Source organism: Alteribacter keqinensis, assembly GCF_003710255.1.
Taxonomy (GTDB): Bacteria; Bacillota; Bacilli; order Bacillales; family Salisediminibacteriaceae; genus Alteribacter; species Alteribacter keqinensis.
The window spans coordinates 250,069-268,204 of the sequence record NZ_RHIB01000001.1 but is presented as its reverse complement, the minus strand read 5'-3'; the positions used below and the strand labels follow the sequence as shown (position 1 = coordinate 268,204).

The following is an 18,136-nucleotide window of genomic DNA, read 5'->3' as shown; positions in this document are numbered from 1 at the left end:
GGAAAAGTGGAAGGGTGCTTGCCTACCGCTCACGGTCAATCGGTGCCTTAAGCCTGTCATCCTTATAATCAAAAGCAAGTGTCCCATCAGGCCCACGGACGCAGTAAAATACATCATTAACCGCATACCCACGTCTGCTCACTTCCTTAATCAGCCAATCTTCGGAAAGTTTAATGTCCTTTAAGTTTTTTTCTACAATTTTCCCATCCATTATAAGTTCGACCGGGAATAAATTCGCCCCTTTTTCCTTTCTCATAACGGAGAGGTGACCGTCCGGCTCCAAAACAGCATATTTAACTTCCTCTATATTGAAAATATCCTTCTCCCTCAGTGACTGATTGAGGGAATCCATATTATACTTCTGTTTTTTCATATTGCTCTCAAGTATTTTTCCATTCTCGATAAACACTGACGGTGATCCTGAAAACCACTTACGGACACCTCGGTTTTTCATGGAAAGATACGTGGTCGAATACCCGATTCCTCCGATAATTAAAAGTGCGATAAAGGAGTGCCAGTAGCTGACCTGAGTATCAAAGGCAAGATTGGCGGCGATCGCTCCCATCATGATGGATGTAATAAAATCATGATTGGTCATCTGTGACAAAGTCTGCTTCCCGAGCATGTTGTTAATAATCAAAAGAATGGTATACGCACCAAAGCTCCGGATTACAACTTCTGTAATTTGGCTGTCCAACTGTCCCACCTGCCCTTATACATATTGAATTAGGGTCTCCTTTCAGGGGTGATCCTATGTATCGAAGTGGTCTCACTCTGGTTTGCCGGATCATTTGACTGGTTATCGGGAATCCGGCTATATAATAAAATCTCTGTTAAACTCAGGTGTTATTTACGCTCACTGCACCGGGGTCGCCAGTGAACCTCTTCAAACAGGAGTGTGGTGCATCTGATGCATTAAATTAACAATGATCTTAAACACAGCCATAAAAAAAACACCCCTCTTTTAGAGAGGAGTGCCTGATTCTATATAACATCCTGTTCGGTTAAAATAACCGGACCTTCTTTTGTAATCACAAGGGTATGCTCATATTGGGCAGACAGGGATCCGTCTACCGTTCTTGCCGTCCAGCCGTTGGAATCCATCTGTGAACCCCAGGCACCGAGATTGATCATCGGTTCGATTGTGATGACCATTCCTTCTTTTAAACGAAGACCTCTTCCCTGGACACCGAAGTGAGGGATGTTCGGCTCCTCATGAATGGTAGGTCCGAGACCGTGCCCTGCAAAATCCCTGACAACAGAGTAGCCTTTCGCTTCCACATAGGATTGGATCGCATGCCCGATATCACCGAGACGTTTTCCCGGTTTTGCCTGACGAATAGCGCGGTAAAGAGACTGTTTCGTTACTTTACACAATTCCTCTGCTTCATCAGACACGTTTCCCACTGTATATGTCCATGCCGAATCAGCCAGTCCCCCATTCAGATTGACAACGCAGTCAATGGTAACGATATCTCCGTTTTTCAACGGCTCTTTTCTGGGAAACCCGTGGCAGATTTCATCGTTAATCGACGCACACGTTGCATAAGGGTAATCGTGAAACCCTTTCTGTTCAGGCGTGGCACCGTGCTTTGCTAAGTATTTTTCAACAAACGTATCAATTTCCATCGTTGATACGCCTGGCTTGATCATCTTTGCTATTTCTTTATGGCAGCTGGCCAAAAGTTTTCCCGCCTCATGCATTAATTTTATTTCACGCTCCGACTTTATTGTAATCACTGGACGAACCCCTTCCACACTAATCTAAATGCCTACCTTTAAATAATGTTATCTCCCTCAAAAAGGTGACCGGTTTTATCATACCAATTGTAAGGAGGTTGGAGCAAATGTGATTAGTTTCTTATTGACCATGTTGTTTCTTCCATTCGAGAATTTCCATTGTTATAATATCCGTTTTCCAGCATCGTGCAAGAACCATTTTCACCTCTGATATCGTTCAAACCTTCTATATGAATGACTCCTAAGACGCAAACATCATTATTGTTTATTAAGTTTATGTTCGTTCCTCTACCAATAATTAAGTCACCTGTTACAGTTAATTTAGCGGGCGGAACCATAACATAATCACCTGAAATGTATAAGTTTCCATCTACAGTCACATGGCTGTTTCCTCTGAATTCTGTGTTATAAAAATGAAAATTACCTGTTAAGGTTGGATTAGGGGCCCCATAATTCTGTCTGTTTCGTCCCCTGTTAAAAACCCGTTTTTCCTTTTTATCGTAACCCTCCAAGTTCCAGCCAGGAACCTCCACTTCTTTTGTTGTTAAATTAAGTATAAGTGTCTCTTGTTCTACATTTATATCATTATGATAATAGCCGTAACTTGAATAAGAGATTTGAATTAAGTCATCCTCCATACTCGGCGTCACTTCAACATCATCAATTCTTACATTCTGTTCACTGCCATTTGGTCCGATCAAAGATATTCTTATTTCATCATTAAAAGTATTTCTTAGTATCTCTCCTGCATCCGCAATGTTTCCGGGTAACCTACCTACTTCATCTATAACCAGCTGGCGGAAATGGACTTTACCGAGCCCGGAATTATGTTTACTAATTACTTTCTCTTCAGCCCGTTGTCCTTGAAGGTGGCTTCCCGCAACCTGATTCACCAACGCCACAGACATTAATCCAATTACAACAATAGTCAGTAACACAATAATAAGAGCGGCACCTCTCTCATTTCTGATCATCACTCTTCCTCCCAGTCAATGAAATAATCATACATGGTTACTAACTCTCTATCCTCATCATCGTAAAGGACAGTTTCAACTAGCATTAATCCATTTACGTCATAAGTATCGTCACAAGTAACACTTACATAATATTTTTCCTTACCGTTAACTATATAGAACCCCTTTCCGTCATTTTCATATCCTAACTGACTTTCATCACAACCAAGTGCCGGACCGCTGCTTTTTATATCATTCAGTACCCGTTCTGCAACATTCACTGCTGCGACCTGAGTATCCGCTTTTTGGTTAGACAGGGAAGCCTGAGTGAAAAAAGAAAAGAAAACCACTGCAACGATGGACAAAATAGATATTGAAACCAGAAGTTCTATAAGAGTAAATCCCTGTTCAGTCGTGTACCATTTCTTTGTTTGAGCCATTTTTTTCACCATTTCCCTATGAATTCCTATATAATAAATAATAGTATAAAACTCACAAATTGTAAGGTGATATGATGAAAAAAATAAGAAATTCGAACCAAAAAGGCGTCACCTTAATCGAATTACTCGCTGCTTTGGCCTTGTTCGGTCTCATTGGTGCCATTGCAATTACTTTTCTAATCCAGGCTAATTTGTTCCACGTACGGACCGGCGCGGACATTTCACTGACACAGGAAGCAAACCTGGTCGTGTCGGAATTACGAAGCATCCACCAGAGAGAAGAAATGGGAGATTCGTATACAATATGTATTGAAGACGGATATTTATTTCATAATCACACTCGAATTTCAAGCATCCCTTTTGATTCATTTAAAATCTACTCTGACAAGGATCTCGTTTCAGGCCCCCATTGCGAGGAGGGTATTCTAAGAGCAGAAGCTCTCCCCCTTTCATTTACTATTGTAAACAAGAGCTCTTCCTATGATCTCCTGACTACCCTCACCCCGTCTAATCAACCATTTAACTATACAACAGACTAAAGAGGTTGAGCGGAGTCGTTGCCCGCTTTAAAGAGACCGGCAGGGGTGGGTTTTCTTCTGCCGGAGGAGCAGCGTGCGGAGACATTGCCAAACTACTGTGATCGTTTGACTCCTCTGCTTTTCACCTCCCTCACTTTTCAAATCCATTCATTTTTCCTCCCAACTTTTCACACTTCTCTGCTACACTGAATTCATATCCTTCACCAGCTCAAAGGAGAATGCTATATGAACCGTGACCAGGAACTTTACCTTATAAAAAACATAGCTGAACTTTTGAATAAAGAAACTGATCTGACCTCAATGCTTCAGCAGGTCCTTGATAAATTACTCCACTTAACCGGCCTGCAGACTGGTTGGATCTTCCTCCTCGACGAGAAGCAACACTACACTCTTGCCGCTTCTTCTCGTTTACCTGAAGCACTGGCATACGAAAATAAACGATATCTTTGTGAAGGAAGATGCTACTGCATTAATCAATATATAGACGGGCGCCTGAAAGAGGCAGCAAATATCATTGAATGCAAACGGATCGAAGACGCCATTCGCTCAGACAGAGGAAAAATTGATGATATTACCCACCATGCTAGTGTCCCGTTGAAATCCGGTGAAGAACTTTTCGGTATTTTAAACGTTGCCGCCCCTGGCAAAAATTCTTTTACTCAGGATGAATTGCATATTCTTGAATCCATCGCTTATCAGATCGGCTCGGCATATGAACGGATCCGCCTTTCTGAAAAAGAAAAAACAATGAAAGTTTTTGAAGAGCGCAACAGACTTGCCAGAGATCTCCATGATTCAGTTAATCAACAGCTTTTTTCCATCATGTATACAGCTACCGGAGTAAAGCGCCAGACAAAAGACCCCCTTGTCAATGCTGCTCTTAAAGACATCCATTCGATGTCAAAAGATGCCCTTGCTCAAATGAAAGCTCTGATTTGGCAGCTCAGGTCAGACCGAGTTGAAGAAGGACTTGCAAACCGGCTTGGTACGTATTCAAAAAAGCTCGGTCTTACACTTATCACGACCGGACAGTTCACTTCCATTCCTTCACAAATCGAAGTGGGGCTGTGGAAGATAGGGCAGGAAGCATTAAACAACATCTCGAAACATTCAGGATCAAATACATGTACAATATCCCTGAAAGAAGACAGCCTCTACTATGAAATGAAAGTCTCGGACAGCGGAAAGGGCTTTAAACCCGATACTCTTACATCTGACGGGATGGGACTGATCAGCATGAAAGAGCGCGCTTCTCTTCTCGGCGGGTCCTTTTGTATAGAAAGCGCAGCTGAGCAGGGAACAACGATTACAATTACGGTATTGAAGAGAGGTGAACCGGGTGACTGACAAAATTAAAGTGATGATTGTAGATGATCACCTTGTAGTCCGTAAAGGGCTCTGCTACTTTTTTAAACAGGAAGCAAGCGTGGAAATAACAGCAGAAGCCGGCACAGGAGAGGAAGCAATGAAGATTCTTTCAGAGGGGACAAATCCCGACCTGATCCTCCTTGATCTTTCCATGCCCGGTATAGGGGGCGTTGAAGTAACCAGCTTTGTAAAAAAACAATATCCCTCTGTTAAGGTTCTTGTCCTTACCAGCTTTGAGGACGAGGACCATGTCATTTCCGCCGTTCAAGCCGGTGCCGATGGCTACTGTTTAAAAGACACGGACCCTGAAGAGCTCCTTAAAGCGATCCAAAGAGTAGTAAAAGGATCTAAAAATATTGATCCAAAAGTGGCAGGTCACCTTTTTCAGCACGTCCACCACGAAAAGTCAGACGAGGTAATAGCAGTTCAATCGCTCACAAGACGGGAACGTGAAGTGCTCATTGAAATCGCCAGAGGGAAAAACAACCGCGAGATTGCCGACACTTTATTTATTACTGAAAAAACAGTTAAAACACACATAACAAACCTTTTTGCAAAATTAGCTGTTGAAGACAGAACAAAGGCCGCTCTTCTCGCCATCCGCCATAAACTTCTGTAGCTCAATACGACTCAGGTCTTAGAAAAAATCATTCTCTTTGCCGGAAAAAGATCAACCCCGGACCCGATTTTATTAACCTGCCTCCTTCCTATAATGAAATTATAAGAAAATCCTTAAGGAGGCAGATCCTAATGATTAACGGCATATATGAAACCCATGCAGATGTAAGGAACCTGAAAGAAGCAAGAGCGTTTTATGAAGAGCAGCTAGGCCTGACGCCATCTTTAGTAATGGAAGAACGGGGCGTCATTTTTTACACTCCCGGTGGCTCCGGCCAGGTGTTTGGCATTTGGGAAAAACCCGAGGTGGAATGGAAAAAAAGCCACTTCGCCTTTCAAATCCCTGTTGAAGATATGAAATCAGCGATCAGCTGGCTGAAAGACCGTGAAATTGTTGCAAAACAAGCATTCGGACTCGATCCCACAGAGCCACTCGTTCATACGTGGGTACCGATGGCTTCTGTTTACTTTGAAGACCCGGACGGAAACCTGCTTGAGTTCGCAGCCAACCTGCCTGAACCACCTGATCATGATCCTAAAGTCATCTACTTCAGTGATTGGGAAAAGAAACATGGAAAACACACGAGCAGTCCTGTTCAAGCGGAACCGACACTCGAAACGCAGCATTATAAACCTTATATCCCCAGACAAAAAGCCGTTGTAAATGAAAATTACAACCGCCTTCTTTCCCAGCGGATCAACCGTTTCTAAAAGGGAGTCTCATAAGGTGGCTGTACGCCTTATGAGACTCCCTTCATTATTTAAAGATTGAACCTTGTTCATTCGTTTTATGATAAACTATGAACAGAAACCGATGACAAAGGAGCAGCAAATTGTGATCAGACTGGACTACTTTACGGAAGAGGATTTTGACGATCTCATTTCATGGGTGAACCACACTGACCCTGCTTTTTTTATGAAGTGGAGCGGCCCTACCTTTACCTATCCCCTCACAATAGAACAGCTCCATAACTATTCGGAAGGAGCTAACAAATCCGGCAGTGACGCTTTTATCTTTAAAGTGGTAGTGGATGAGACAAATGAGGCGGCAGGTCACCTGGCTTTACGGAATATTGACAGCTACCACAGCTGTGCAAGGCTTGGTAAAGTTCTTATTTCTCCAGATTACCGCGGAAAAGGATTTGCAAAGCCAGCCATCAGAAAAGCCTTGGAATTCGCCTTTGAATACCTCGACCTGAATCGTCTTGCTTTAGGCGTTTTCTCATTTAATACCCCGGCTTACCAACTGTATCGGGAGACGGGCTTTACGGAGGAAGGATATTTCCGTGACTTCAGACGTGTTGGGGATGAATACTGGGATATGTATGAAATGGCGATGTTAAAAAAAGATTATATACAAAAAAAAGAAAACGATGATCCTGCTTAGAAAAAGCGCTGGACCATCGTTTTTTATTATGATTTTTTTGCCACCATAAACAAGTAATCACCTTTGCGGCTGTCGAATGAAGCTGTTCTTTCGGCAAAGGTCCCTTCTTCAATATCTTTTTTTAATAAATCAAGACCCTTCTCAAGTTCCTCATCTGTAATGAGGCTTGAAAAAGAACTGATCCCTTTTCGCACATCAGGATCAAGATACATCTCCGGGTTTTCTTTCCCTACATACAGGAAGGCATCCTCCAGCGAAGGCTGCACGAGAAATGACTCGGACCCCTGAAAAGTAAATCCGGCCTTCTTCAACGCTTTCGTCACTTCTCTGATCAACGGCATTTTTGCCATGGATGCTTTCATCATCTCAGGAAAATAAGCATTCAGCCAGTATTGCTGCATCTGCTCAGACCCTGAGGTGAAAATAACAAACCTCGCACCCGGTTTTAATGTCTTATATACGTTGGAAAAGCTTTCAACGAGGTTCTCAAAGTGATGTACACTGAGAACACATGTAGCCCCATCAAAGCGACTCTCCGGTAAATTACAGCTTCTGATGTCATCATGAATCCATTCTATGTCAGCACTTTTTCTTTTGGCCTGATCCAGCATTGTTTCAGAGATATCCAGGCCGCTGACGGAATATCCTTTGTCTTTAATAGAAATCGTATAATTTCCTGTACCACAAGCAATATCAAGTATACTCGCCTGTTCTTTTGAATTCATCTGCAACAAGTAAAGAAGACGGTTGACAATTTCAGCATCAGCTTTTCTCGAGACATCATAAGTTGACCCGATTCGATTATATAGAACCAAGCTGCATTCACTCCTCCAATTAAGACTCTATTCTATTATATCGGATTTCGCTGAATAAAAGAGACAATATTTTATTTTGTTTATATGGTAAACTAATATATTACTTTAAAGATATAATATCTGCACTCTCCCACAACCACCCACATAATGTTCCTTTTATTGGAATTTGCGTCAAAAAAAGTACGTAATTTAGCGGTATTTGTCACAAATACAGTTACATTCATGGCGAATGTGTTAAAACAGATTGCAGCAATTACAACTATATTTCAATTCCTTTAAGTAACCCTTTTTCCATTGCTTTTGTATCGGCCTGATTGGTAGTATTGAACTCGTTAGCGAAGATCACTTAAACTTTAAGGAGGCTGACATATGAAAAGCTTTGGTTTATCAAAACTAAAAACACTTGGCTTACCCATAATCGCAGCAGGTGCACTTTTCTTCGTATCACCGGCGATCAGTGAAGCGGGAAGTGAAACAAACTTAGGGGACAGACTTCTTCTTGAAGGTAAGGAGAACTCCCAGGTTGAAGAACTTCAGGAACTTCTTCATGAGCGCGGATACTTAGATCAGGATGCCATAGACGGAGTATTTGATCCACAAACAAAAGAAGCAGTAGTAGAGTTCCAGACGGACTCTGACATTTTAGTAGACGGACTGGCTGGGGTACAAACAGTCGGTGCATTATCGATCCTGGGTGAAGGTGATGAAGGACAAGCTGTTGCAGCCCTTCAGGAAAGCCTGCAGGAACTTGGATATTTTGAGGCAGATGCAGATGGAGAATTTGATCGTGGCACTCACGATGCAGTAAAAGACTTTCAATCTGCTAAAGACATTCTTGTTGACGGTTTAGCAGGCCCACAAACCTACGGAACACTGCATGCCGCACTGACAGGTTCTAATGAAACGGCAAAAGAAGAAGAAACAACTTCCGAAGAAGCTCCGGCAGAAGAGTCCACTGAGTCTGAAGAACCAGCTCAGGAAGAATCTTCATCTGAAGAGCCAGCTTCTGAAGAGCCAGCTCAAGAGGAAGCGACTGAAGAAACAACTTCTGGCTCAGAAGAAGAGTCTTCTTCTGAAGTACAATCTGTAATTGAAATGGAAGCAACTGCTTACACTGCATATTGTGACGGTTGCACAGGCATCACTTACACTGGGCAGGATCTTCGTGCTAACCCAGACAAAAAAGTTGTTGCCGTTGATCCGGACGTCATTCCTCTAGGTTCTAAAGTATATGTTGAGGGTTACGGAGAAGCAATTGCCGGCGACATCGGCGGTGCAATCAAAGGTAACCGTATCGATCTTCACATGGCTACAAAAGAGGAAGCTCTAGAGTTCGGCCGTCAGACAGTAGAAGTTCAAATTCTTGAATCCAATTAATCAATAATCCTTCCATTCTTGTAAATCTCTCTGATTTTATAGAATGATTAAAGCAGACGGCTCACTATGAGTCGTCTGCTTTTGTATTACTTCATATAGCCTGAAATATTTAAATTGAAACATTCATTTCCCTCTTTTCGTCTGAAAGAAAAGAACGATAAGCAATCCCAGCAGTCCGGCTCTGCCAACAGCCCTGAATAAATCAGAATCATAAATATGAGCCGCTGCCATGGCTGCTAAAAAACACGCTCCTCCTATAACATACAAAGGAGAGAAACTATTCTTTCCACGCAATTACGACACTCCCTGCTCTCTTAGTACATATAGGAGAACCACACATACAATTGGGATGGCAGTAATCAGTGCCACACCGATAAAGAAAAACGTATGAAGTGAAAACCGGAACTTTTCTCCACCCCTGCTTTCCCATGCGCCCCTTGCCATGATAAACGTAAAAACAATGCCAACGAGGGTCAACACCATTATAATAGCTGCAGGCATGATAAAGTCAATCCCCACCTGACCTTCCAATAATATAAAAACGAGAACAATAATTGCAATAACCGGCGTTTCCATAATGGCAAAACGAATGAAAAAAGCAGTCTGCAGCTTCCGAAACTCCTCTCTTCCTGCTTCTTCGCGTGACACCGGGCCCATCACTTTACTGTACAATGCTAAAAAACCAACTATAAAAACGAAACAAGCTGCAACGAAACCATACTCCATTTCCCATTTCTCCTATTCTATTATCATCTCTTTATCTAAACGGCTGGAAAAGAGCTTCCCCGTTCTTATATATCAAGAAGCTTATCTCAATTAAGTAAAAGCGTTTCTAACCTGATGCTTCCCCTCTTTCAGGGTTGTAGCAATGGTCGTCAAGATGTATTGGATCTGATTCATTCCCACTTACATTGCCCGAATTTAACCGGCGAACCGTACATAATTGCTGTACATCACCGCTCTCCATCTTCACGTAAACGTACCCATGGTCCGGCTCATCCTCAAAAACAACCTTCAGCCGGGTACGATGAGTATTCAGACTGTCGTCTGCATTCCTGATCTGTTTGTACGATGTGATGTCAGACTCCGAGTATCCCCGCTCCTCCAGGTAGGCAAGTATGTCCTGTTCAATTTGGTTATTTGTAATAGGATTACCTGTACTATGCAGGAAAACAATCAGCGGGGGAATAAGTAAAAACAAAGCAACAAGAATCATCGTAAACATCGCTGACGGTTTGCTGTTCATAGACGTCCCTCCTGAAGAATTACATTCCAAAGACAAGGTGACTGGTGCTATTTTCCATCATCATGATTGTACCACAGGTGAAAGACAAAAAAAGACAAAAGAATACATCAATTTTTCTTGATGAAACACTTGCATCTTCATTTATTTTCCATTATGATTAATTCATCAAATATTTTTGATCAAAGGAGACCTTTCCACATGAGCCGTACATTATCTGAAGACCAGTTGTCAGGCCCAACGCCATTTAAAACGTACGAAAAACAATTTAAAGCACTTGCCGATGAAAAAAGACTGGAGATTCTTTCTTTGCTTTGTAATAAAGGCGAAGTTTGTGTGTGTGACCTTCAGGAAGACATGAACATGCCTCAATCCAAACTGTCCTATCACCTGAAGCTTCTTCTTGACGCAGAGTTAATTACACGAGAAAAAAGAGGCACTTGGAACTACTACAGCAGCAGTGGTTCACAGCTTTCAGCTTTATTGTCAGAAGACCTTTGCTGCCTCTTCCGTCCTGCCGAATAGTACCGGCAGGACTTAGACTTAATATCAATTTTTTTGATTTATACATCAAATATATTTGATAAATAAACGAAAAGAGGTTCTTACCATGATCGAAACCATTCAAAGTTTTATCCACATCGCACTACAGCTTACCGTCTTGTTTGTCGTTGTTTCTTTTGCCCTTTATTTTATCCAGTCCCGCATCCCCTACGCTAAAGTGGAGCGCTGGTTAAAGCGTACCAGCCCTGTGAAAGCAAGCTTCCTGGCAGTCCTTTTCGCTTTTATCACACCATTCTGCTCCTGCTCTACCATCCCGTTTATCGTAAACCTTTTGAAAAACCACGTTCGCTTTGGCGTCGTAATGGTGTTCTTATTCGCATCACCGATTCTCGACCCAACCATATTGACTGTAATGGCTGTAATCATGGGATGGAAAGTCACACTCATCTATACATTTGTAACCGTCACTTTCTCCATCGTAATGGGATTAACGTTAGAGAAACTCGGCTTTGCCTCATCCTTAAAGCAAGTCGTTCTGGAGGGGTTTGACCCAGAGGCTGAACGTCATTTTTCATTAAAAGGTGCACTGAGGGAAACGTGGAACATGATGAAAACTGTTTATCCTTATCTGCTGATTGGCGCTGCTATCGGTGCAGTTATTCACGGACTTGTACCCGCTCATTTCATTGCCAGTCATCTCGGCGGAGATGCATGGTGGCTCATACCTGCAGCTGCAATTATTGGAATCCCCCTCTACATCCGGCTTTCCAGTATGGTCCCTGTATCCCAGGTTCTGATCTCAAGCGGGATGGCAACCGGGCCTGTGATGGCTATGCTCATCAGTTCTGCAGGTGCAAGCCTCCCCGAAATCGTTCTGCTTAAGTCGATCTTTAAAAAACAATTGATTTTCGCTTTCGTAGTATCGGTTCTTACCATGTCCACACTATCAGGGTTTATCTTCTATTTTGTATAAGGCGTTGCTATTATCCGGGAAAGGAGGGATTGTGGTGTTTAAAAAATTCGTTTTTTCGTTAAAGAAAGATCAGAAAAAACCTTCCTGCTGCAGCGTTAAAATCACTGAAGTAAAAGAAAATGCGAAAAAGAAGTAGGGGATGAGCTGCGGGGCCAGGGGTTTCACCGGCTATCAAAAAAGGCGGCTCAGAAGGGATAATTCCACCTTCTGAGCCGCCTTTTATTTTAATGAAGAGAATGAATAAACGAAGGATAATAGTCAGGCTTCATTTGCTTCTTCGTTGTTTATAGAACAAAAAATAGCATTTGATCAACAACAGGAATCCAGGCCGTGCAGGACAATACTTCTTGAGCCTTCCCGTTCTTCAAAATCCAGAGTCACGTTTGCAGACTGACCCTTGATCGTCGGATCAATCGCAACGTTAACGCCGTTTATTTCCATTGTTTCATCTTCAGGCTGCGCTTCCTCCAGACGGACACCCATCTGAGGGCTGCCGCAGCCCATTCCTGCAAAGAAAAAGCGAACTGTATTCACTTCTTTGCGTGTCATCATTTCCTGTAAAAACTGCTTTGCTTCATTTGTAATCTCCATGCTAGCGTACCTCATTTCTATACATATTCATCAGTGCTTTTGCGCCCGTCATTTTTTCTGTAAACCACGGAAGGACAACCGTGTTTTCATTTTCCCCGGCAGCCCGTTCGATCCATTTCCACTCGTGTTTGGCCCGGACTGAAAGAAGCGGATCTTTCGTGTCTGTCGCTGCCATACTTTGATTCACAATCCACCAGGCTGGCATAATACCCGCTCTTTTCAGGTCATCCTGCATCCTTGATGCTTCAAGAACCGGGGTAGCTTCGGGAAGGGTTACAACTGCCACTAAAGTTTCTTCTTTGTTTCTTAACCGGGGAAGCAGTTGGCGAACCGCTCTTGGAACTTCCCCTGTGGAACGTTCAACCTCTTTATTATAAGACGAGCTGGCATCCAAAAGAAGGAGCGTATGTCCTGTTGGTGCCGTATCAATAACCACAAATTCGCGATCTGCTCTTTCAACTACATCGGCAAAAGCGCGGAAAACGGCAATTTCCTCCGTGCAGGGAGACTCAAGGTCTTCCTTTAAATACGCAAGTCCTTTTTCATCCAGCTGGCCGGCAGACTCAGCAATCACTTCTGCACGGTACTTCTCCACTTCTTTTACCGGATCAATTGTACTGATGGACAGCTGATCGGATATCCCTTCTTCTTTCATTACCTGATCGAGGTGGGCAGCAGGGTCAGTCGTTGTCAAATGGACCTTTTTCCCTTCCTTAACGAGACCTAATGCTATTGCAGAGGCCATTGTTGTTTTCCCTACCCCGCCTTTTCCCATGGTCATGACCACACCTGAAGATTTATGGCGAAGATCACCAATGAGGCGGGCGAGACCAGGAAGGGAGCGAGTTTCATCCTGACTTCCCCCGTCTGAGTTTAATTTTTGCTCACCTTTTAAAAAGCTTCGAAGGGCACTAACTCCTGTTAAAGGATAAGTAATATAAGGAAGCTTAAGAACAAGGATATCTTTAAACAAAGATCCGATTGAAGCAAGCGCTGCCTTTTGTTTATCATAAAAGGCGTTTGCCACTCTGTCATCGGAGCCGGATTCAAAAAGACCATTGACCAGCAGGCGCTGATTGGACAATCCGATGTCATTCAGTTCACGAGCTGTCCGCTCTGCTTCCCATATCGCACTTTCATCAGGCCGGGTAACTAAAATGAGAATTGTTTTTTCACGGTCCGACAACGCCTGAACAGTGCTTTCGTATAAAGCTTTCTTTTCTCCAAGCCCTGATAATGGGCCAAGACAGGAAGCTCCGTGAGTGCTTTCTTCCAAAAAACCAGACCATGCGGCAGGCAGCTGAAGAAGCCGTAATGTATGGCCTGTGGGTGCAGTATCAAAGATAATGTGGTCGAAAGAGTCAATTACTTCTTTTTTTGTAAGTAAGGAAGCGAATTCGTTAAAAGCCGCAATTTCCACAGTACAAGCTCCGGACAGCTGCTCTTCCATTTGAGTAACAACAGGTTCAGGAAGTTTGTCTCTGTAAGGACCGACCACACTTTCCCGATAGTCGGAAGCAGCCGCCTCGGGGTCAATGTTAATCATGAACAGGCCTTCTACTTCCGGAACCCTGACAGGTTTCAGGCTAACACCTATCCCAAACACATCCTCGAGGTTTGAGGCCGGGTCGGTACTGACGAGAAGAACTTTTTTACCTTCATCAGCGAGGGCTACAGCTGTGGCACTTGCAGTCGATGTCTTCCCGACTCCACCTTTCCCTGTAAAAAAAATAAATGGCGTCCGGGAAAACTCCGGTAAAGTAAAATTGGTAAACATGCTGTACACCTCCGGCTAAAATAAAGTCAAATCGTCTTTTTCTTTCTTCTCAGGCTGAAGTTCATCCTCCCGGACCCCTGTCCATTCAGCTAGTTCTTTGTTAGTTGGATACTCTCCTGTTTTTACAACAGTTCCATTTACAATGACTGCCGGCAGAGCATCCACCCCTTTTTCTTCCAAAAGCTTTTGTATGAGTGTTTCATCGACAAACGCCTGAGGTTCATTTCCAAGATTATAGCGTTTCACATCAATACTTTTTTGCTCCAGGAGAAATAATGCATTAGCTACTCTTGTAAGTTCCGGGTCTACTACGGGCCCGCAAACCCCGGTTTCACAGCACATAGCCGGATCATAAACCCGAATGACTGTCATGTTATTCAACATCCTTTCCTATAGAAAAAGCCGAGAACGTCCCGGCTTCTTTGGTTTATTCACCTGTGTCTGCAAAGCGTTTTATCCGCTCGCCAATTTCGTTACGGACGCGCTGGAATACAGCCCATTTTTCTTCATCCGTACCTTCTGCTTTCGCCGGATCATCAAAGCCCCAGTGCACCCGGTCCTTGTTAGGAGGCGTAGCCGGGCAAACGTCATTGGCATGTCCGCATAGCGTAACAACAAGATCCGCACGGTCAAGCAGGTCCTTATCGATCGTATCTGAAGTCTGATCACTGATATCAATGTCCACTTCGTTCATTGCCTTTACAGCTTTAGGGTTAACCCCGTGAGCCTCAATTCCGGCAGAGTAAACGTCGTATTTACCGTCCAGATAATGTTTTCCCCACGCTTCAGCCATCTGGCTGCGGCAGGAGTTTCCTGTGCATAAGAAGTAAATGATTGGTTTCGTCATAGATAGAACTCCTTTTTTTACTGGATTCAGCTTTCGACACCATTATATAATCAATCAGTTATATAATCAACCTCTAATATATTATTTTTATACCCGCTTTTATTAAAGGCTGGGCTCTGTTAAATTCAGTTGTTGGTTTACGCTCATTTCGCTTTTTGGCGGGGGCACCGGTGAGCCTCCTAGTGCTCCGCAGAGGACGCTGAAAAAGTCCATTTCCTTTAAAATAGGCTAAGAAAAGCCGGGTGTTGATTTACGCTCATTGCACTCCAGGGCGGTTCGGGAGCCTCCTCGACGCTTTGCGTATGCGGGGTCTTCCCGGAACTCGTTTTTCCCGCAGGTGTGTGACGCAGTCGCTGCAATTAACATTATTTAAAAAAATCAACAAGATCTTTAACAAAACCAATGGTTTAAAAAGGCTATTTTCATAATGCTTGGGGGGATAACCTGCTTCTTGCTCCGCCAGCATCTTAGAACAACCCTGTTTATAAAGTAAGCATAATTCCGGCTTTCTATGTGAAACTGTGGAAGTGGGTGCAATCTTCTTGACGGTGAGAATTGTTATCATCTATATTATAAGTATAAGCTTTAGCGCTTTAAACGATGTCATGAACGCAGGGTTAAATCAACTGGAAAGGATGATTCTTGTGATTAAAACATCAATGAGTATTCTTATTAATAAAAATAAAGAAGAACTGATGACGAACGAAAAGGAGCTCTCTAGAATTGAAGAGCGCCTTGACGACAAACTTGCCAATAAAACAAGCAGTAAGCCAGGGAAAAATAAACGCGCTAATTAATTTAATGAAGTGCCCCCCGAACGTAGAGGATGTCCGATGTGCAAGTGCACAAAGGGCATCCCTTTTTTTATCCCTAAGTCCTACTCGTCCTGCCCGGGTAATACACATGTAGTAAAGGTGTGAGGATAATGGCATTAACAACACTTGTGTTTTGCCTCCTGATTGGGTTTGACGGGCTCTTATGGGGAGCAATTATCGGTTATAAGCGAATATACTTCCCGGTTGGGCAGCTCCTCTTCCTTTCAGCAGGAGTAGGTTTTGTCTTCTTTTTTACGTACATGTTCGGCTCCATAATCGGGTTTGAAGGATCGACCCGCTTTTTAAACCAGGCTTCAGGGCTGGTTTTTTTAGCAATCGGATTTTTTCAGCTCACACACTCCGGAGGGTTTATGTTCGGCCGGCTTGTAAGGAACCTGTTTATCATTGTTAATATTGACAATATTGGATACGGAGTTATCTCAGGTGTACAGGAAGTTCACCCTCTTACAAGTGTGTTTGTTGCCTGCAGCTTTTTCGCCTTGTTTGTAACTGGAATCATTATAGGAAACTCGGCACGATTTCCTTACCTTACAAAAAACAAAAAAGTACTTCCCTCCCTCGTATTAATCACCATTGGCATTTACAAGCTGTTTTTTGGCTGATTATATTCACCTACTCCTCAATACAGGAGTTCCAGTTTCCTCATTCATCATACCTGAGACAAATAAATTCTAAATGTTTCATTTCACTCAATTTTTTACATTGAATTAACAAACCACTGATATCCTTATGGTATACTGACTGCGATTCTGCGAAACAGGAGTGCTGTGCATGCATCTAAAAACATTACTTGAAATTTTGCTCGTTTCCACCCGGCTTGGATTTACCTCATTCGGGGGACCCGTTGCCCATTTAGGCTATTTTCACAATGAATATGTAAAACGCCGGAATTGGCTGGATGACAAAGCTTATGCTGACCTCGTTGCACTGGCCCAGTTCATTCCGGGACCTGCAAGCAGCCAGGTAGGCATCGGCATTGGCCTGATGCGCGGCGGGCTTATGGGAGCTATTTTGTCTTTTATCGGATTTACTTTTCCATCCGTTCTAGCCCTGATGATTTTTGCCACCTTAATGCAAAGCTTTGACATCAGCCAGGCAGGATGGATTCACGGTCTCAAGCTTGTAGCTGTTGCAGTCGTGGCACATGCGATACTCGGAATGGGTCAAAAACTGGCTCCGGACCGGACAAGAGCAAGCATTGCCATCATTACACTTATTTTATTACTCGTCTGGCAGACCGTCTACAGCCAGGTCATTCTTATTGTTCTGGCCGGCTTAGCAGGACTTATCATTTACCGGGGAAATAAGGACGAAAATCCGGTTGATTTGGGGATCAGGCTCAGCTATCGCTTCGCTTCGATCTGTCTTGTAACCTTTTTCTCTCTTCTGGTTGCTCTTCCTGCCCTTAGGAATGTGTTTACATCTGATCTGTTTGCTCTTTTCGACAGCTTCTACAGAGCAGGCGCTCTCGTTTTTGGAGGCGGACACGTCGTCCTTCCTTTACTTGAACGAGAAGTTGTTCCGGCAGGTATTGTAGGAGCAGAAGACTTTCTTGCAGGCTACGGAGCTACACAGGCTGTTCCAGGTCCGTTATTTACTTTTGCCTCATACCTTGGGACGGTTGCAAACGGCTGGATTGGCGGACTTGTAGCAACCATAGCAATCTTTTTGCCCGCATTTCTGCTGATCCTGGGCACTCTTCCTTTTTGGAATGTGATTCGTAAAAATCCAACTATTCAAGGAGCCTTATTAGGTGTCAATGCAGCTGTTGTGGGCATCTTAGCCGCTGCGTTTTACAATCCGATTTTTACAAACGCAGTAACATCTTCGGTAGATTTTGCACTGGCAGCCGGCTTGTTCGGACTTCTTGTGTTCTGGAAGGTACCGGCATGGATGGTCGTACTCATCGGTGCTGCTGGTGGAACAGTGATCTTTATGTTCCTTTAATCAACAAGGGGGGACTTAAAAAACCTCCGGTAATAGACAGCTTTCCAATGGTGGTAGGCTTCTCTTTCAGCATACATGTAATACTAATCCGGATTACCGGCTGAAGCTGCTTTTAACCTGCCGAAATGGTCTGCAGCAGACGAATGGGCAGCATACTGCTGAAATGCTTCCTCTGGATTCA

Annotated in this window: 23 protein-coding genes; 11 read left to right on the top strand and 12 right to left on the bottom strand. The window is 43.4% G+C overall.

The window, feature by feature from the left end; genetic code table 11:
* Positions 1–22: 22 nt before the first annotated feature.
* The 4 genes from EBO34_RS01285 to EBO34_RS01270 all read right to left on the bottom strand — a co-directional run bounded on the left by EBO34_RS01285 (position 23) and on the right by EBO34_RS01270 (position 3,145).
* Positions 23–697 (bottom strand): DUF421 domain-containing protein, encoded by a 675-nt coding sequence (locus EBO34_RS01285; RefSeq protein WP_249413969.1) that lies wholly within the window; start codon positions 695–697, stop codon positions 23–25.
* 287 nt (positions 698–984) lie between these two features.
* On the bottom strand, positions 985–1,740 hold the full coding sequence (gene map, locus EBO34_RS01280; RefSeq protein ID WP_122896154.1) for a type I methionyl aminopeptidase: 756 nt from the start codon (positions 1,738–1,740) through the stop codon (positions 985–987).
* A gap of 113 nt (positions 1,741–1,853) precedes the next feature.
* Positions 1,854–2,714, bottom strand: coding sequence for a hypothetical protein (locus tag EBO34_RS01275; RefSeq protein ID WP_122896153.1), 861 nt, complete (start codon positions 2,712–2,714; stop codon positions 1,854–1,856).
* Complete coding sequence (locus EBO34_RS01270; RefSeq protein WP_249413968.1) at positions 2,714–3,145, bottom strand: PulJ/GspJ family protein; 432 nt, start codon at positions 3,143–3,145, stop codon at positions 2,714–2,716. The genes EBO34_RS01275 and EBO34_RS01270 overlap by 1 nt, the downstream gene beginning before the upstream one ends.
* Positions 3,146–3,207: 62 nt before the next feature.
* Here EBO34_RS01270 and EBO34_RS01265 point away from each other — a divergent pair, with 62 nt between their 5' ends.
* From EBO34_RS01265 to EBO34_RS01245, 5 genes are all read left to right on the top strand, one after another.
* Complete coding sequence (locus EBO34_RS01265; protein ID WP_183163661.1) at positions 3,208–3,672, top strand: prepilin-type N-terminal cleavage/methylation domain-containing protein; 465 nt, start codon at positions 3,208–3,210, stop codon at positions 3,670–3,672.
* 225 nt (positions 3,673–3,897) lie between these two features.
* The gene (locus tag EBO34_RS01260; protein ID WP_122896151.1) at positions 3,898–5,019 is read left to right on the top strand and encodes a GAF domain-containing sensor histidine kinase; all 1,122 of its coding nucleotides are present in this window, start codon (positions 3,898–3,900) and stop codon (positions 5,017–5,019) included.
* A complete protein-coding gene (locus EBO34_RS01255) occupies positions 5,012–5,659 on the top strand; it encodes a response regulator (RefSeq protein ID WP_249413967.1) in 648 nt (215 codons plus the stop codon). Before EBO34_RS01260 ends, EBO34_RS01255 begins: the two co-directional genes overlap by 8 nt.
* Before the next feature lie 131 nt (positions 5,660–5,790).
* Entirely contained in the window at positions 5,791–6,369 is a 579-nt protein-coding gene (locus EBO34_RS01250; RefSeq protein WP_122896150.1) for a VOC family protein, read from the top strand.
* 124 nt (positions 6,370–6,493) lie between these two features.
* Positions 6,494–7,045, top strand: a complete 552-nt coding sequence (locus tag EBO34_RS01245) for a GNAT family N-acetyltransferase (protein ID WP_183163660.1) — start codon at positions 6,494–6,496, stop codon at positions 7,043–7,045.
* 26 nt (positions 7,046–7,071) lie between these two features.
* Here EBO34_RS01245 and EBO34_RS20875 read toward each other — a convergent pair whose 3' ends face one another.
* Positions 7,072–7,860 carry a class I SAM-dependent methyltransferase gene (locus EBO34_RS20875; RefSeq protein ID WP_122896148.1) on the bottom strand — a complete coding sequence of 263 codons (789 nt, stop codon included), beginning with the start codon at positions 7,858–7,860 and terminating at the stop codon, positions 7,072–7,074.
* Positions 7,861–8,229: 369 nt separating this feature from the next.
* Here EBO34_RS20875 and EBO34_RS01235 point away from each other — a divergent pair, with 369 nt between their 5' ends.
* Positions 8,230–9,237, top strand: coding sequence for a peptidoglycan-binding protein (locus EBO34_RS01235; protein WP_122896147.1), 1,008 nt, complete (start codon positions 8,230–8,232; stop codon positions 9,235–9,237).
* Positions 9,238–9,360: 123 nt separating this feature from the next.
* On the opposite strand, the gene EBO34_RS20515 is transcribed toward EBO34_RS01235, so the two are convergent.
* The 3 genes from EBO34_RS20515 to EBO34_RS01225 all read right to left on the bottom strand — a co-directional run bounded on the left by EBO34_RS20515 (position 9,361) and on the right by EBO34_RS01225 (position 10,483).
* A complete protein-coding gene (locus tag EBO34_RS20515) occupies positions 9,361–9,531 on the bottom strand; it encodes a hypothetical protein (RefSeq protein WP_183163659.1) in 171 nt (56 codons plus the stop codon).
* The gene (locus EBO34_RS01230) at positions 9,532–9,963 is read right to left on the bottom strand and encodes a hypothetical protein (RefSeq protein WP_122896146.1); all 432 of its coding nucleotides are present in this window, start codon (positions 9,961–9,963) and stop codon (positions 9,532–9,534) included.
* Positions 9,964–10,069: 106 nt separating this feature from the next.
* Complete coding sequence (locus tag EBO34_RS01225; RefSeq protein WP_122896145.1) at positions 10,070–10,483, bottom strand: DUF3139 domain-containing protein; 414 nt, start codon at positions 10,481–10,483, stop codon at positions 10,070–10,072.
* 198 nt (positions 10,484–10,681) lie between these two features.
* Here EBO34_RS01225 and EBO34_RS01220 point away from each other — a divergent pair, with 198 nt between their 5' ends.
* Together EBO34_RS01220 and EBO34_RS01215 are read left to right on the top strand one after the other, a co-directional pair.
* On the top strand, positions 10,682–11,005 hold the full coding sequence (locus EBO34_RS01220) for an ArsR/SmtB family transcription factor (RefSeq protein WP_122896144.1): 324 nt from the start codon (positions 10,682–10,684) through the stop codon (positions 11,003–11,005).
* Between the two features lie 85 nt (positions 11,006–11,090).
* The gene (locus EBO34_RS01215) at positions 11,091–11,957 is read left to right on the top strand and encodes a permease (RefSeq protein WP_122896143.1); all 867 of its coding nucleotides are present in this window, start codon (positions 11,091–11,093) and stop codon (positions 11,955–11,957) included.
* 309 nt (positions 11,958–12,266) lie between these two features.
* Here the strand turns inward: EBO34_RS01215 and EBO34_RS01210 are convergent, their stop codons facing one another.
* The 4 genes from EBO34_RS01210 to arsC are packed head-to-tail and all read right to left on the bottom strand — an operon-like array spanning position 12,267 to position 15,172.
* Complete coding sequence (locus EBO34_RS01210; protein ID WP_122896142.1) at positions 12,267–12,548, bottom strand: iron-sulfur cluster assembly accessory protein; 282 nt, start codon at positions 12,546–12,548, stop codon at positions 12,267–12,269.
* 1 nt (position 12,549) lies between these two features.
* The gene (gene arsA / locus EBO34_RS01205) at positions 12,550–14,325 is read right to left on the bottom strand and encodes an arsenical pump-driving ATPase (protein ID WP_122896141.1); all 1,776 of its coding nucleotides are present in this window, start codon (positions 14,323–14,325) and stop codon (positions 12,550–12,552) included.
* Positions 14,326–14,340: 15 nt separating this feature from the next.
* On the bottom strand, positions 14,341–14,697 hold the full coding sequence (arsD, locus tag EBO34_RS01200) for an arsenite efflux transporter metallochaperone ArsD (RefSeq protein WP_122896140.1): 357 nt from the start codon (positions 14,695–14,697) through the stop codon (positions 14,341–14,343).
* Positions 14,698–14,752: 55 nt separating this feature from the next.
* Positions 14,753–15,172 (bottom strand): arsenate reductase (thioredoxin), encoded by a 420-nt coding sequence (arsC, locus tag EBO34_RS01195; protein WP_122896139.1) that lies wholly within the window; start codon positions 15,170–15,172, stop codon positions 14,753–14,755.
* Between the two features lie 644 nt (positions 15,173–15,816).
* Here arsC and EBO34_RS01190 point away from each other — a divergent pair.
* The 3 genes from EBO34_RS01190 (at position 15,817) to chrA (ending at position 17,955) form a co-directional block, all read left to right on the top strand.
* A complete protein-coding gene (locus EBO34_RS01190) occupies positions 15,817–15,969 on the top strand; it encodes an FbpB family small basic protein (RefSeq protein WP_249413966.1) in 153 nt (50 codons plus the stop codon).
* A gap of 128 nt (positions 15,970–16,097) precedes the next feature.
* Positions 16,098–16,610: a hypothetical protein gene (locus EBO34_RS01185; protein ID WP_122896138.1), complete on the top strand. Its 513-nt coding sequence runs from the start codon at positions 16,098–16,100 to the stop codon at positions 16,608–16,610.
* Positions 16,611–16,779: 169 nt separating this feature from the next.
* Positions 16,780–17,955, top strand: coding sequence for a chromate efflux transporter (chrA, locus tag EBO34_RS01180; RefSeq protein ID WP_122896137.1), 1,176 nt, complete (start codon positions 16,780–16,782; stop codon positions 17,953–17,955).
* Positions 17,956–18,136: the final 181 nt, after the last annotated feature.